The following is a 14730-nucleotide window of genomic DNA, read 5'->3' on the forward strand; positions in this document are numbered from 1 at the left end:
GGAGGCGTGCGGGTCGGCGGCCGCTCCGTCACTCCGAGGCCTGAGTGATGTTGCCGTCCTGGTCGATCTGCCAAGTCTCACCGGTCTCGGCGGACTCCGCCTCGATGACGTACTTGCCGTCGGCGATGTCGACCGTGCCGGTCACGCGCTTCGCCGCCTCGCTCTTGACGAACGGCATCACCAGGAGGCCGTACTTCTGCGTCGGCTGCTTGACGTCACCGGCGAGCATGACCTGCTTCCAGTCCGGGTTCTCGGCGAGCGCGTCGACGATCGCCTGACGGGCGGTCTCGAGGTCGGTCGCGACATCGGCGGTCTCGGACTCCGAGCCGCTCTCGCTGCTCTCGCTGTTCGAGCTGTTCGAGCTGTTCGTCGTGGTGCCCGCGTCGCCCGCGCACCCGGCCAGACCGAAGGTGCCGGTGGCGAGGATGACCGCCGCGAGGACTCCCGCGCGCAGCTTGGTGCTGTTCATTTCTGCTCCCTTTCCTGTCCGACGGGGCGCCCCGTCGGGTTCTGCATCGACGGCATGGCCGGCGTGATCAGGCGCCGGCCATGCCTGTGGCGATCTCCGCCTACTTCTTGATCACGCCCGAGTAGTTCAAGCCGAAGCCGAACTTCCAGTCGTTGCCCTCGGCATCGACATAGGTGTCCATGTCCTCCGGCACGTCTTCGAGCTGGCCTTCGACCGCATCCATGTCGAGCGGGAAGCCGATCGGCAGACGGCCCTGGGGCTCGTGCGCACCGGCCGCGACCGTCAGGGTCGCCTCGTCGCTCACGCCGAATCCGACGAGGACGACGTTCGACTTCTCCTCGAACTCCGCCGGGACGACGGGGTTGTTGGCCTTGACGACGGTGACGACGGGGATGTCGGCACCGCTCGCCTCGACCGCGGCGACCGCACGGTTGAACGCGTCGATGTCGGCGGCGTTCGAGATGCGCGAGGTGTTGCCGAAGTACGAACGGTTCTCCTTCGATCCGTCGGCGAGCACGTCGCCGCTGATCGAGGTCTTGCGCACGTTGTCGCCGTCGGCCGTGTACGGCGCCCACTGCAGCGAGAACGGGTACCACTCGCCCGACTCGGCGTCGTGACCGGCGGCCGAGAAGTTGTTGCCGTTGTTCGGCGAGCGCAGGCCCACGAACACGGCATCCACATCGCTGAGGTCGGGCGCGGTCATCGAGACGACCTTGCCGTCGGCGTCGAGCTCGACCGTGTCGGTGACGACCTTGCCGAAGATGCCCTCGGCCGCTTCGATGCTCAGCGTCGCGCCTTCGGAGTACTCCGGCGGCCCGAAGAGACCGGGGCTGCCCACGTCGAACGTGTGCGGGATGTACACGGTCTTGTCCGACCAGTCGGCGTCCTCCGCGACGGTGCCGTCGTTCTTCAGCATCACGACCGAGTCGAGCTGGGCGTCGAAGCCGGCCTCGACGTTGGCCTTGCTGCCGACCGTCTTCTCGGACTTCTCGAGGTCGACGAACGGGCTGTCGAACAGTCCGGGCGCGAAGTAGGCGGTGAGGATGCGGGCACCGGACTCCGCCCAGCGGGCGTCGGCGTCCTGGTCGACCTCGCCGGCCTCGAACCGCTCGTTCCAGAGGTCGTAGGCCTGGAGGAGGAAGGTCGCGTCGTTGACGCCGCCGAACATGTCGACGCCGTTCTGGAGCACCGTGAAGTACCGCTCGACCGGGTCCATGTCCTCGGCACCCCACGCGGTGGCGATGAACGCCTCCGGGTCGTTCGCGCCGGTCATGACGCCCCAGTCGGTGACGATCGCCCCGGTGAAGCCGACCTCGTCGCGGATCATCTTCAGCGCCTCGGCGTTGTACGCCGTGCCGACGGCCTTGTCGCCGAGCAGCGGGTTGCCCTCGCCGTCGAGCATGATCGAGTAGTTCGTCATCATGCCGAGCGAGTCCGATGCCGCGGCGAACACGGAGGCGTGCTCTTCGAGGTTGTCGCCGGGGAAGACCTCGTACTTGCCGACGGCCGTGTGCGACTCGCGGCCGCCCTCGCCCGCACCGTCACCCGGCGCGTGCTTGATGGTGGTCGGGACGGAGTCGGTGCCCCACCCGATGTTCTCGCCGTCCTCGTCGTAGGTGCTCTGGAAGCCCGTGACGTAGGCCGCGGCCAGCTCCTTCGCGAGCTCCGAGTCCTCGCCGAGGGTGCCGGAGACGCGCAGCCAGCGCGGCTCGGTGGCGAGGTCGATCTGCGGGCTGAGGGCGTTCGAGATGCCCAGCGCGCGGTACTCCGAGGAGACCACGCGGCCGAACTCCTCCATGGTCTCGGCCGAGAAGGTCGACGCGAGGCCCAGGACCGACGGCCAGAGCGAGACGCCGGATCCGGTCTCGGTGTAGGTCGAGTTGGACTGCGCCTCAGAGCGGGGGTCGGACGAGAAGTTCGCCGGGATGTAGGGCAGCTCGGGGGTGGCGAGGCTCTCGACGTGGGCCTGGATCGCGTTGACCCAGGTCACGTTCTCCTCGACATCCGAGCCACCGGCGTTGAGCACGTTGCGCAGGTTGTCCTCGGAGAGGTAGGTCTTCTGCGCGTCGGTCAGACCGTCGCCCGGCGACCGCTCGTGCGAGCTGAAGAGCATGAGGCCCGAGATCTGCTCGGCGGTGAGCGTCTCGGCGTAGGCGGCGGCGCGCTCGGCCGGCGTGACGCGCCAGTCCTCGAACGTGTCCAGCTTGTCATTGTCGTTCAGGTCCTTGAACGCGTAGGTCGAGCCGTTCTCCTCCACCTCGAGGATCTCGATCGAGCTGTCTGCGGAGTACGACAGCGTGGCGCCGCCGTGGGGGTTCTCGATGACCACGAAGTCCGTGGTGCCGTCCGTCGCATCGCGCGACGTGTACGCTGCTGGCTCTTCCGATCCGGACGTGCATCCGGCGAGGGTCAGCGCGAGGCCGAAGCCCGTGACCAGCGCGATCCCCTTCTTTGGCATGGCCTTCATTGGCCGTTCCTTTCGTCATCGACAGACATCCGCACGCGCCGTGCGCGAGGATGCTGGCCCCGCCTCTGGGGCCATAGCCGTGACCGTCGCACTGAGAAGCCGCCGGGCATGCCGGTGATCGCACAGTCGGGACGGTTGTGCTGAATCGATCGTTCTACGGGCGGCTCATCGGGCGAGCGCGGAACGCACGATCGGTCGTTTCCGTCACATGTTCTGTCATCCGGGCCCAGAAATCCGCGGATTTCGTGACGGTTCCGTGACCTGATCCGCATCCTGATCCGCGCCCTCGCACCCCGCTCCCCGATTCATTCACATGAATCCATCACCGATATTCAGGCGTAGGCTGGAGAGAAGGACGGACCGTCCGAGAAGATCTCCCGGCCCCGTGCCCGCCCGGAAGTGGAGTCACTCGTGGCTCAGTACGACGTCTCGAACCGCTCGGCGATCGTGACGGGAGCAGGCAGCGGAATCGGACGCTCGACCGCTCTCCTGCTGGCGAAGAACGGCGCATCGGTCGTGGTCAACGACCTGAACGCCGAGCACGCGAACGCGGTCGTCGAAGAGATCCGCGCCGCCGGCGGCATCGCGGAGGCCTCGGTCGGCGATGCCACGGATGCGGCCTGGATCGCCTCCTCGATCGAACTCGCGAACTCCCTCGCCCCGCTGCGCATCGGCGTCAACAACGCCGGCATCGGCGGCGCATCCGCCCCCACCGCGGAGTACGAGGACGAGGCCTGGGACAAGGTCATCGCGATCAACCTCAACGCGGTGTTCCGCAACATGAAGGCGCAGATCCCGTCGATCCTCGCGAACGGCGGCGGATCGGTCGTGAACATCGCCTCGATCCTCGGCAGCGTCGGCTTCGCCGGATCCCCCGCCTACGTCACGGCCAAGCACGGCGTGGTCGGCATGACCAAGTCGGCGGCGCTCGAGTACTCGGCGCAGGGCGTGCGCGTGAACTCGGTCGGCCCCGGCTTCATCGACACCCCGCTGCTGGCGAACATGGGCGACGAGGCGAAGGACTTCCTCGTCTCGAAGCACCCGATCGGACGCCTGGGCCAGGCCGACGAGGTCGCGAACCTCATCGTGTTCCTCGCCAGCGACGCCGCGAGCTTCGTCACCGGCAGCTACCACCTGGTCGACGGCGGATACACCGCGCTCTGATCGAATGGCATCCGGTCCCGGGACCCGATTCCCGGTGACCGGATGCCATCCACAGCGACGTACCCCCCGAAACGTCGCTGTGCACCTCCCGCCCGCGGGCCGCACCGCTTTGCCCAGGATGCGCCGGCGAGGGAGGCGAGTCTGCAGTCAGGCGACCGCGTGCATGGTCGGGAGCGCGGACCACAGCGGCGCGAAGTCGATGTCTGTGAGGTCCAGCCCCCCGGCCGTGCTCGCCGCGGCCATCATCTTGACCAGCATCGGCCGCTCGAGCTCGACGTCCTCATCGAGCGTGAAGCGCACCGGGATCGACGCGTGCATCCACAGCGTCTCGGTGGCCGCACCCGCCGTGCGCAGCGTGAGCGGAAACGACTCGCCGCGGCGCAGCTTGGTGACGGTGACGAGCCTCAGGTGCGCGAGCACCCGATCGTCCACCTCCACGATCTGCGAATCACCGGCGTAGCTGAGCTGACCCATGGCACCCCCTCGAGAACTATCTTCATCAATTAGATTACTAGTTTAACTAGCTAAATGGTAACCGACGTATCGGGGGCCTCTCCGACCGTCATCGATCGCCACAGACCGTCACCGACGGAGGCGGCGCGGGGCGAGGAGCCGAAGCTAGCTCCGGGACGACTCTGCGAGCTCGGAGATCTCCTCCGTGAGGCGACGGAGGAACCGGGAGATCACGGAGAGCTGCTCCGGCGTGAATTCGCTCTCGATGTCGGCGACCCGCCGGGAGATCTCGTCTGCGGGCGAGTGCAGGTCGCGCAACGACGGGCGGAGGATCTTCGACCGTGCGTCATCCGGGTGCACGGAGACGACGATGTGCCCGCGTGCGGTGAGCCGGCGGATCAAGGCGGTGACCGCTGCGGTGCTCACCCCCAGATGCTGGGCGAGATCGCCGGGCGTGACCGGCCGGTCAAGGGGCGCATCCGCGATGAAGCCCATGGCAGCACGGTCGGTCTCATTGGGCTGACGCTCGGCCGCGAGACGGCGTCCGAGCCTGGCGTCGACGCGGCGCAGAGCCTCGACTTCGCGCGCGAGTTCCCGCGTCGCGATCTCCAGCTTCGCCCCCATCACACCCTCGCCTTCCCCTGGCGGCCCATGTTACCTCGATCGCCTGATTACCGGTTCGTCTAGCGAAATCGGTCGATCATCAGGGGCTTCCGACGATGAGAGGATGGAATCACGACGAGAAGGGACGTCATGGTCGAGCTCATAGACCTCACGGACGAGCGGTACATCGGCTTCGCCGACCTGCTCGATCACCTCCACGCGCAGTTCCCCACCGTCGCCCGGGATCGCATCGCGCGCATCATCGAGGCCGAGAACGACGCCATCACCGGCGGCTTCCTCCTCGTCGTCCCCGCCGAGGTGGCGACCGGCGCGATCGAGATGCTCGAACTCAGCACGGCACGCACCCTCGACGACGGAGAGGGGGTGGCGTGATGGCCGAACCTCAGGACCACGCCCGCTCCGGATACTGGTACCCCGACGGCGAGAGCACGAGCACCATCGACGTGCTGAACATGCTGCGCCGCTACCGCGCAGCGGAGACCGCGATGCGTGAGCGCACCCGCATCTCCATGGGCATGAACGAGACCGACCTCATGGCCCTGCGATTCCTCCTGCGGGAGCAGCGGGCCGGCAGGATCGTGCGCGCGATCGACATCGCCCGGATGCTCAACATCTCGACCGCATCGACCACGACGCTCATCGACCGCCTCGAGAAGGGCGGTCATGTCCGCCGTGAGGCGCACCCCACCGACCGCCGGGCAGGGGTCGTCGTCCCGACCGTCAGCAGCGATGAAGAGGTGCGCGCCACGCTGGGGGCGATGCACCACCGCATGCTCACGCTCGTCGACGAGCTCTCCGACCAGGAGCGGGCCGTCGTCACCCGGTTCCTCGCCGGGATGACGGCTGCGATCGAAGAGGCATCCGACCTCGACGAGGAGCTGCGCGACGTGATCCGCGACCAGGCGGGGCCCGAAGCGGAGTGACGGCTACAGGCCTTCCGCGATCTCCTTGATCGCGGCGAGGCGACGGTCCCACTCACGGCCGATCACGTCGAGCTTCGCCGCGGTGGCGGAGAGCTCGGCGCCGACGACGCGGAAGCGCACTTCCCGTCCGACGCGCACGGGTTCGACCAGGCCGACCTCCTGCAGGACGGCGAGGTGCTTCGCGATCGCCTGCCGCGACACCGGAAGGCGCCCGGCGAGGGCGGATGCCGAAGCATCCCCCTCGCCGAGAGCCGTCAGGATGCTCCAGCGCGTCTCGTCCGCGAGCGCCGCGAACATGGGCAGCAGCGTCTCTGTGGTCACGCTTCGCCTTCCACCAGGGCGACCATCTTGTCGAGCTCCAGGTCCCAGCCCGTGAGGTGCGACTCGAGGTTGCCGCGCGGATCGGACGTGCGCTCGAAGCCGCTCTCGACGACCGTCAGGCGCGTGCCGCCGTCGGCCTCTTCGAGCGTGAAGGTGAAGACGGTCGAGGTCGACTCGTCGATGCTGTCGGGGAGCTTCCCGAGTGCGTCGTCGTTGTTCCAGCGGTACGTGATGCGCCGCGGCTCGTCGTACTCGTCGACCCGCAGCGGGATCACGTCGTAGTCGGGGAACGTCATCGTGCCGGTCGCGCCGACGCCGGTGCCGTCGAGCACGGTGCGCCCGAACCAGCGGGAGATGTGCTCGGGTTCGGCGACGGCTCGCCACACCTTCTCGACGGGGGCCGCGATCTGGATGCTGCGCCGGACGGAGAAGGTCTCCTCATCGACGACGGATGCCTCGTTGTGGGTCATGTTCACCATGATGGATCCTTTCGGAGTCTCGCGCTGGCCGGTCGACCAACTGCAACCCCAGAGTTGCACACTGGTTCCGGTTGCGCAACCCCTCGGTTGCAGTTTTCCGGTCACGGCATCCGCTCCCGCGCTCCGACCCACCTCCGTCCCGCGTCACTTGCAGGACCGATTCACGGATGCAGGACGAAACACCGCGGATCCGTCCTGCATCCGTGCATTCGTCCGACATCTGCGCCGGAGTCGGGGACGGACGGGGCGGATGCCGGATGCCGGGCGGATGCCGGATGCCGGATGCCGCATGCCCACTACCCCCGCGGGCGGCGCTTCTCCAGGAAGCCGGCGAGCAGCACGGCGACGAGGGCGGCGACCGGGGCGACGAGCAGCCCGGCGCGCAGGCTCTCGGTCTCGGCGATGTACCCCACGAACGGGGGCGACAGCAGGAACCCGAGGCGCAGCAGCCATGACACGACCGTGAGGCCGACGCCCGGCCGCAGCCCCGGCAGCTCGTCGGCGGCGTGCATCGCCGCGGGGATGAGGGTCGCGATGCCGAAGCCGACCGCGGCGAATCCGAGGATCGTGCCCGGCACGGTCGGGAAGGCGAGCGCGAGCGTCATGCCCACCGCCGCGATGATGCCGCCCACCCGCGCGACCCAGCGCTGCCCGAACCGGTCGGTGAGCGGGTCGCCGAGCATCCGGCCGATGAACTGCGCGCCGACCAGGGCGATGAAGCCGAGCGGGGCGATCGCCGCCGCGGCCCCGAGCGAGTCGGCGAGGTACAGGGTCGCCCAGGAGTTGCCGGCATCCTCGGCGACGGCTCCGGCCATCGCGATGAGGGTGAGCGCGATGATCGCGATCACGGTGCGCGGGGTCACGTGGCGACGCAGCGCCCCCGTCACCTCGGCCGGGGCGGCGACGGCATCCGTCTCGGTCTCGTCGTCGCGGCCGGGGAGGCAGAACCGCAGGGCCACGAGGGCGACGGTCGCGAAAACGGCGGTCGAGATGCCGAGGTGCACACCCAGCGGCAGCTGCAGGGCGATCGCGACGGCGGCCATCGCCCCACCGATCACGGCGCCGATCGACCAGATCGCGTGGAATCCGTTGATGATCGAGCGTCCGTAGCGCCGCTGCACGCGGAGGCCGTGGGCGTTCTGCGCGACATCCGTGATGGCGTCGGATGCTCCGCCGAGGAACAGCGCGACGGCGAACAGCACCCCCGAAGGGGCGAGGGCGGCGGAGAGCAGGCCGATGCTGGTGAGCACGGTGCCGATCACGGCGATGCGCGCCGAGCCGAACCGGCGGATCAGCACCGCGGCCAGGAGCCCCGCGGCGATGGCACCCGCAGGGAACGCGGCGATCGCGAAGCCGTAGCCGAGGTTGTCGAGTCCGAGTCCGGCCTTGATCTCCGGGTAGCGCGGCAGGATGTTCGCGAACAGCGCCCCGTTGGTCAGGAACAGGGCGGAGACGGCGATGCGCGCACGCCGCGACGCCCGGTCCGGAGCCGTTCGTCGAATCGATTCGATTGAAGCCATGCCTACGATCGTAACGGTCGGGCGCGCGCTCCTTATCCGCACCGGCTCATCGCCACAACCCCGTACCCGCCACCCCCTGCCCGTCGTACGCTCGACCCATGGCCCCACTCACCCAGCCCACCGGCGACGAAGAGGCGCTGCGCGCGCTCCCCCGCGACGACGGGTCGGCGCCGCGCGCGCTCGTGCTGGGCGCGACCGGATACGTCGGCGGGCGACTCACCCCGCGGCTGCTGAACGCCGGATATCGCGTGCGGGTGCTGGCACGCGACGCCGCGCGCGCGGCATCCTTCCCCTGGGGTCCCGACTGCGAGATCGTCGAAGGGTCGGCCGACGACGCGGATGCTGTCGCCGCAGCCATGGACGACGTCGACGTCGTGTACTACCTGATCCACTCGATGACCGCCGGCAAGGGGTTCGAGGAGAGCGACGAGCGCGCGGCGACGACGGTGGCCGAGGCCGCGGCCCGCGCGGGTGTGCGGCGCATCGTCTACCTCGGCGGACTGCATCCGGACGACGTGAAGCTGTCACCCCATCTGCGCTCCCGCGTGCGTGTCGGCGAGATCTTCTTGCAGTCCGGCGTGCCGACGCTCGTGCTGCAGGCGGGGGTCGTGATCGGGTCGGGGTCGGCGTCGTTCGAGATGATCCGTCACCTCACCGACGTACTGCCGTACATGCCGGCGCCGAAGTGGGTGCGCAACCGCATCCAGCCGATCGCCGTACGCGACGTGCTGCACTATCTGCTCGGCGCCGCCCGAGTCGACGCCGACGTGAACCGCGCGGTCGACATCGGCGGACCCGACGTGCTGCGCTACGGACAGATGATGAACGGCTACGCGGTCGAGGCGGGTCTGCCGCAGCGTGCGATCGCCGCGCTGCCCGTGCTGACTCCCGGTCTCGCCTCACACTGGGTCAACCTCGTGACGCCGGTGCCGCGCTCGATCGCCCGCCCGCTCGTGGCGTCGCTGCAGAACGAGTGCATCATGAAGGACCACGCGGTCGACGAGCTGATCCCGCAGCCGAAGGGCGGCCTGACGCCGTACCGACGAGCCGTCGACCTGGCGCTCGGGCGGGTCGACGCCGACGCGATCGAGACGAGCTGGCAGGATTCCGAGGTCTCGGGCGCCCCCAGCGACCCGCTGCCGAGCGACCCGGACTGGGCGGGCCGCACCGTCTTCACCGACGCCCGCACGCTCGTCACGTCGGCCTCCGTCGACCGGCTGTGGTCGGTGGTGCTGGGCATCGGTGGAACGAACGGCTGGTACTCGTCACGGTTCCTCTGGGCGGTGCGCGGGTTGATGGACCGCGTGGTCGGCGGAGTGGGGCTGCGCCGGGGTCGCCGCAGCCAGACGATCGCCCGCGTGGGCGACGCGATCGACTTCTGGCGCGTCGAAGCCGTCGAGGAACCGGGCGCGGCGACCGAATCGTCGGCGGCGAGCGGTGGGCTGCTGCGGCTCCGTGCCGAGATGAAAGTGCCCGGCGAGGCCTGGCTCGAGCTGCGTGCGCTCCCCGACGCCGCGGGCGCCCGCTACGAACAGCGGGCGATCTTCTTCCCGCGCGGCCTCAGCGGTCGGCTGTACTGGCTCGCGGTGCTGCCCTTCCACGGGCTGATCTTCGCCAGCATGGCCTCGCGGATCACCGCTGCGGCCGAGAACTCCTAGCGCCGGGGAATCACGACTCCCGCGGTCGCTCCCCGCTCGGCGCTGCATCCGCCGCCGCATCCGTCCCTGCTGTATCGTCGAGGGCCGCGTCGACCACGGCATCCACCTCGGCGGGCGGGATGATGTCGATGGCCTCGGTCGCTGCCTCGTAGACCTCGGCCAGCGTCTCGTCGACGGTGGACTCGTCGATCCAGGCGAGATCGTCCTCCGAGTGGTCGTACTCGACGGGCACGAGCGCGAAGTCGTCGCCGTACTCTTCGAGCCCCGCCATCACGCTGTGGCGCACGGCGGCGCGGGCGTAGCGGTCGCGCAGGATCAGCGGATCGCGCCGCAGATCCTTCATGAACGCGATCATCATGAAGCCCATGATGATCGCGAACGGCAGCGCCGCGATGATCGTCACATTCTGCAGCGACTTCAGCCCGCTCCCCTCCTCGCCGGTGACGAGTAGCACGGCCGCGATCACGCCGACCAGGACACCCCAGACGACCGCGACCCAGCGCGCCGGCTCGGGGCGCCCCTGCTGCGAGAGGGTGCCCATCACGAGCGAGGCGGAATCCGCGCCGGTGACGAAGAAGATCGCGATCAGCAGGATGAGCACGATGCTCGTGATCAGCGGGAACGGCAGGTTCTCGAGCACGCCGAACAGCACTTCCTCCGGCGGGTCGACGGCGAGGTTCGCGCCGTCCATCTGCTGCTGGATGGCCGTGGTGCCGAAGATCGCGAACCAGATGAGCGAGATGACCGAGGGCACCACGATGACGACCGACACGAACTGGCGCAGGCTCCGGCCGCGCGAGATCTTCGCGATGAACATGCCGACGAACGGCGACCACGAGATCCACCATGCCCAGTAGAAGATGGTCCAGCTCGACAGGAACGTCTGCGCGGCCTCGCCCTGCGATGCCGACCGGCCGATCATCTGCGGCAGGTCGCCGATGAACTGCACGGCGACCGAGGGGATCACGTTGAGGATGAGCAGCGTCGGTCCGACGAAGAACACGAAGAACGCCAGCAGCAGCGCGACGACGGCGTTGATGTTCGACAGCGCCCGGATGCCCTTGGAGACGCCCGAGACTGCCGAGGCGATGAAGCACGCGGTGAGCACGGCGATGACCGCGATGAGGATGCCGTTGCCGAGCGGGCCGGCGCCACTGACGATCTCGACGCCGTGCCCGATCTGCAGGGCGCCGAGGCCGAGGGATGCTGCGGTTCCGAAGAGCGTGACGATGATCGAGAAGATGTCGATCGTGCGGCCGAGGGGTCCGGCCGTGCGGCCCTCGCCCAGCAGCGGGGCGAAGATCGACGAGATCAGCGGGGTGCGGCCGCGGCGGTAGGCGCCGTAGGCGATCGCACCACCGACGAGCGCGTAGAACGCCCACGCCTGCGGGCCCCAGTGGTACAGCACCTGCGTCTGCGCCGTGTGCATGGCGTCGAGGGTGCTCGCCTCGACCGTGCCCGGCGGCGGGCTCTCAAAGAAGGTGAGCGGCTCGGCCGCACCCCAGAACACCAGACCGATACCCATGCCAGCGGCGAACAGCATCGAGATCCACGAGAACATCGAGTACTCGGGCTCTTCGTCGTCGCGGCCGAGGGGGATGCGGCCGTAGCGGCTGAAGCCGACGAACAGCATGAACACCAGGATGATCGTGGCGATGGTCGTGAAGAAGAACCCGAAGTACTCCACCACCCAGCCGAGCACGGCCGAGGTCGTGCCCGAGAGGTTGTCGCCGGCGAAGACGCCCCACGCGATGAAGGCGACCGTGAGCGCCACCGCGACGCCGAACACGAGTGCGTCGGTGCGGTAGGTGCGGCCGGTCTCCTCGACCGAGACGCCGGGCACGAGGGCCGGATGCACGCTGCGCGGCGGGACGGCCGCGATGTCGCGGACGATCTTCTTCGCGGCCTCGGTGGCCTTGGCCGGGAGGCGGTTCACGCCCGTGCCGACGACATCCGTGCGGGGGCGCGGCGGGGTGCTTCCTGCGGAGCGTGCGGGCGGCTTCTCGTCAGGGGTCTCCATGGCACACCATCCTGTCACGCGATATACCTGTCGCGTGCCCCGCCTACCGCGGGCCGCGCCCTACCGCGAGCCGCGGCGACCGACGCCGGCGAACACCGAGTGCAGCAGCGGCAGGGCCGAGACGCAGATCAGGGTGATGCCCAGCGGAGGCAGCGAGGGGACGAGCAGGGCACCGCCCACGAGCAGCGCCGCGAACAGCACTCCCGAGGCGATGCGACGCGCGATGCCCTCGAGCCGATCGAGGCGACGCTCGAGCCGCGAGGTGTCGAACGACACGTTGCCGTCGTCGATGCGGGTGATGATCCGGTCGATGCGGCCGGGCAGCTGCCAGGTCGTCGCCATCGTGTCCATCGCCTGGCCCGCGAAAGCCTGCACGATGTTGCCGCTCTCGTCGCGCAGCAGGCGTGCGGCGTAGGGCTCGGCGGCATCCCACACGTTGAACGCCGGGTCGAGTCCGCTGCACATGCCCGAGGTCAGCGAGACCGCGCGGATGAGCAGCAGCATGTTCTCGGGCAGCTGCAGCGGGAGCGAGCGCACCATGTCGCCGAACTCCTCCGCGAAGTCGCGGAACTCCCGGGGATCGACCTTGCTGAGTTCGGCGAAACCCATGCCGCCGAAGCGGGCGAACAGCGCGCTCAGAGCACGTTCGAGCTCGTTGGTGTCGGCCGACGGCAGCAGGACGCCGATCTCCTGGGCGGCGGCGACGAGGCCGCGGCTGTCACGCCCGGCGACCGCGATGAGGAGCGTGCGCAGCCCGTCGCGGAGACTGTCGGGAACCTCGGCCATCATCCCGAAGTCGATGAACGTGAGCTGGAAGTTCCGCCCCGACTCGCCTGCGCCCGCGGGGACCGGCGTCACGAAGATGTTGCCGGGGTGCGGGTCGGCGTGCACGAAGCTGTGCGTGAACACCTGGTCGAACATGACCTCGGCGAACACCGCGGCGACCGCGGACGGGTCGATGCCGGCGGCACGCAGCGCATCCGTGTCGTTGATCTTGATCGCGGTGACGTCGGACAGCGTGAGCACGCGACGGGTCGACCGCTCCCACACGATCTCGGGAGCGGCGACGCGCGGGTCGTCGGCGAAGTTCTCGCGGAACCGCTCGGCGCTCGCGGCTTCGTGCAGGTAGTCGATCTCCTCGAGGCTGGTCGCGGCGAATTCCTCGACCAACGCGGGAGCATCGACCCGGTCGGCGACGAGGCGCACGCGGGTCAACCAGCGCGCGACCCGGCGGAGCGCGGCGAGGTCGACCGCGACGATGCCGTCGATGCCCGGCCGCTGCACCTTGACGACGACGTGGCCGAGTCCGGTGTCGGCCGCGTCGAGTGCCGAGAGCCGGGCCCGGTGCACCTGACCGAGGGATGCCGCCGCGACCGGAGTGTCGTCGAACCACGCGTAGGCGCGCTCGAGCGGGATGCCGAGTTCGGCCTCGGCGAGCGCGCGGATGGCCGCGGTGGGCACCGCCGGAACCTCGTCCTGCAGCCCCTCGAGCTCTTTCGTGATCTCGGGCGGCAGCACGTCGAGGCGCGACGACATGAACTGTCCGACCTTGATCATGAGACCGCCGAGTTCGACCGCGAGCACATGGAAGCGACGCGCGAACGTCTGCATCCGCTGCCCTCGTGTGCGCTCGGCGACCCGGCTCATGCCGAGCCGCGGGAGCACCAGCTCGAACCACCAGATCTTCAGGAACTCCCGGCCCGCGAACGACACGATGCGGCGGTACCTGGCGCGGTGGGCGCCCTGTGCCGCGGCATCCGTCATCGCGTGGTCCTCTCGCAGGCCCTCACCCGATGCCGCACTGCGCGGTCAGTCCTGCGCGAGGATCGAGTACAGCCTACGGCGGGCTTCGTCGAGGATCTCGATGGTCTGCTGCACCTGCTCGGGCGAACCGCTGCGACCGACCTGGGCTGCGGCGGCGGCGAGGTCGACGCCCGCCTTGGGCAGCGCGCTGAAGCGGGCGCTGTCACGGTGGCCGTCCTTGCCGGACGACTCCCACGGGGCCGGAGTCTCGGAGCTCTCGTCGGCGACGGCGCGACCGGCCTCGGTGAGCGAGTAGGTCTTGCGGCCGTTCTGCTCCTCGGCCTCGATGAGTCCTTCATCGGCGAGCAGCTGCAGCGTGGGGTACACGGAGCCGGCACTCGGCTTCCAGGTGCCGCCGCTGCGCTCGGCGATCTCGTTGATGATCTGGTAGCCGTGCATCGGCTTCTCGGCGAGCAGGGAGAGCACGGCCGTGCGGACATCGCCGCGGGCCATGCGCGAGCCGCCGGACGGGCGGGGCTCGAACGACTTGCGGAGCTGGTCCATCGCCTCGAAGATCGCGGATGCCGGACCGCCGGGGCCCGTGCCGAAGCCGGCGCCGCCGAAGAGGCCGCCGGGGCCGCCGTTGTTCCCGGAGCCGCTGGTGCCGCCGAACGGGTTGGAGGGGAATGCGTTGTTCATGATGACCTCCTGATGGGGTGAACGATACTCAACGATATGTCGTTCACCCTGAGGATGGGGTGGGAGTTTCAGGAGGGAGGGCGGCGCGCCCGATCTCAGTCCGAGCGCTCGACCAGGCGCGCGCCGAGGAGCGCGGCACCGGTGAGAGCCGCATCGATCCCGAGCTGCGCCGGGACCACGCGCGCCGCCG

The 14730-nt window shown here is 69.3% G+C and carries 14 protein-coding genes; 4 read left to right on the forward strand and 10 right to left on the reverse strand.

From position 1 onward, the window contains the following. Positions 1–28: 28 nt before the first annotated feature. Positions 29–469: a hypothetical protein gene (locus tag GZ67_RS0105715; RefSeq protein ID WP_029264031.1), complete on the reverse strand. Its 441-nt coding sequence runs from the start codon at positions 467–469 to the stop codon at positions 29–31. Positions 470–569: 100 nt separating this feature from the next. Further along, a complete protein-coding gene (locus GZ67_RS0105720) occupies positions 570–2936 on the reverse strand; it encodes a glycoside hydrolase family 3 N-terminal domain-containing protein (RefSeq protein ID WP_029273810.1) in 2367 nt (788 codons plus the stop codon). Positions 2937–3347: 411 nt separating this feature from the next. On the opposite strand from GZ67_RS0105720, the gene GZ67_RS0105725 reads away from it, so the two are divergent. Continuing rightward, positions 3348–4100 carry an SDR family NAD(P)-dependent oxidoreductase gene (locus GZ67_RS0105725; protein ID WP_029264029.1) on the forward strand — a complete coding sequence of 251 codons (753 nt, stop codon included), beginning with the start codon at positions 3348–3350 and terminating at the stop codon, positions 4098–4100. Positions 4101–4247: 147 nt separating this feature from the next. Here the strand turns inward: GZ67_RS0105725 and GZ67_RS0105730 are convergent, their stop codons facing one another. Both GZ67_RS0105730 and GZ67_RS0105735 read right to left on the reverse strand, forming a co-directional pair. Continuing rightward, positions 4248–4574, reverse strand: coding sequence for a DUF7882 family protein (locus tag GZ67_RS0105730; RefSeq protein WP_029264028.1), 327 nt, complete (start codon positions 4572–4574; stop codon positions 4248–4250). Between the two features lie 144 nt (positions 4575–4718). Further along, positions 4719–5177, reverse strand: a complete 459-nt coding sequence (locus GZ67_RS0105735; RefSeq protein WP_029264027.1) for a MarR family winged helix-turn-helix transcriptional regulator — start codon at positions 5175–5177, stop codon at positions 4719–4721. Positions 5178–5306: 129 nt separating this feature from the next. Here GZ67_RS0105735 and GZ67_RS0105740 point away from each other — a divergent pair, with 129 nt between their 5' ends. Together GZ67_RS0105740 and GZ67_RS0105745 are read left to right on the forward strand one after the other, a co-directional pair. After that, positions 5307–5549 (forward strand): hypothetical protein, encoded by a 243-nt coding sequence (locus tag GZ67_RS0105740; RefSeq protein ID WP_029264026.1) that lies wholly within the window; start codon positions 5307–5309, stop codon positions 5547–5549. Next, positions 5549–6100: a MarR family winged helix-turn-helix transcriptional regulator gene (locus GZ67_RS0105745; protein ID WP_029264025.1), complete on the forward strand. Its 552-nt coding sequence runs from the start codon at positions 5549–5551 to the stop codon at positions 6098–6100. Before GZ67_RS0105740 ends, GZ67_RS0105745 begins: the two co-directional genes overlap by 1 nt. Positions 6101–6103: 3 nt before the next feature. Here GZ67_RS0105745 and GZ67_RS0105750 read toward each other — a convergent pair whose 3' ends face one another. The 3 genes from GZ67_RS0105750 to GZ67_RS0105760 all read right to left on the reverse strand — a co-directional run bounded on the left by GZ67_RS0105750 (position 6104) and on the right by GZ67_RS0105760 (position 8420). Continuing rightward, positions 6104–6421: an ArsR/SmtB family transcription factor gene (locus GZ67_RS0105750; RefSeq protein ID WP_308737263.1), complete on the reverse strand. Its 318-nt coding sequence runs from the start codon at positions 6419–6421 to the stop codon at positions 6104–6106. Further along, entirely contained in the window at positions 6418–6900 is a 483-nt protein-coding gene (locus tag GZ67_RS0105755) for an SRPBCC domain-containing protein (protein WP_029264023.1), read from the reverse strand. Before GZ67_RS0105755 ends, GZ67_RS0105750 begins: the two co-directional genes overlap by 4 nt. Before the next feature lie 296 nt (positions 6901–7196). Continuing rightward, on the reverse strand, positions 7197–8420 hold the full coding sequence (locus tag GZ67_RS0105760; protein ID WP_029264022.1) for an MFS transporter: 1224 nt from the start codon (positions 8418–8420) through the stop codon (positions 7197–7199). Between the two features lie 98 nt (positions 8421–8518). On the opposite strand from GZ67_RS0105760, the gene GZ67_RS0105765 reads away from it, so the two are divergent. After that, positions 8519–10078 (forward strand): SDR family oxidoreductase, encoded by a 1560-nt coding sequence (locus GZ67_RS0105765; RefSeq protein ID WP_029264021.1) that lies wholly within the window; start codon positions 8519–8521, stop codon positions 10076–10078. Positions 10079–10088: 10 nt separating this feature from the next. Here the strand turns inward: GZ67_RS0105765 and GZ67_RS0105770 are convergent, their stop codons facing one another. Genes GZ67_RS0105770 through GZ67_RS0105780 form a run of 3 tightly spaced genes read right to left on the reverse strand, consistent with a single transcriptional unit; the run spans position 10089 to position 14540 of the window. After that, positions 10089–12098, reverse strand: a complete 2010-nt coding sequence (locus GZ67_RS0105770; protein ID WP_029264020.1) for a BCCT family transporter — start codon at positions 12096–12098, stop codon at positions 10089–10091. A gap of 60 nt (positions 12099–12158) precedes the next feature. Continuing rightward, a complete protein-coding gene (locus tag GZ67_RS0105775; RefSeq protein WP_029264019.1) occupies positions 12159–13862 on the reverse strand; it encodes an ABC1 kinase family protein in 1704 nt (567 codons plus the stop codon). A gap of 45 nt (positions 13863–13907) precedes the next feature. Next, positions 13908–14540, reverse strand: coding sequence for a PadR family transcriptional regulator (locus GZ67_RS0105780; RefSeq protein ID WP_029264018.1), 633 nt, complete (start codon positions 14538–14540; stop codon positions 13908–13910). Positions 14541–14730 lie beyond the last annotated feature (190 nt).

This window comes from Microbacterium sp. Cr-K20 (genome assembly GCF_000708325.1).
Classification (GTDB): domain Bacteria; phylum Actinomycetota; class Actinomycetes; order Actinomycetales; family Microbacteriaceae; genus Microbacterium.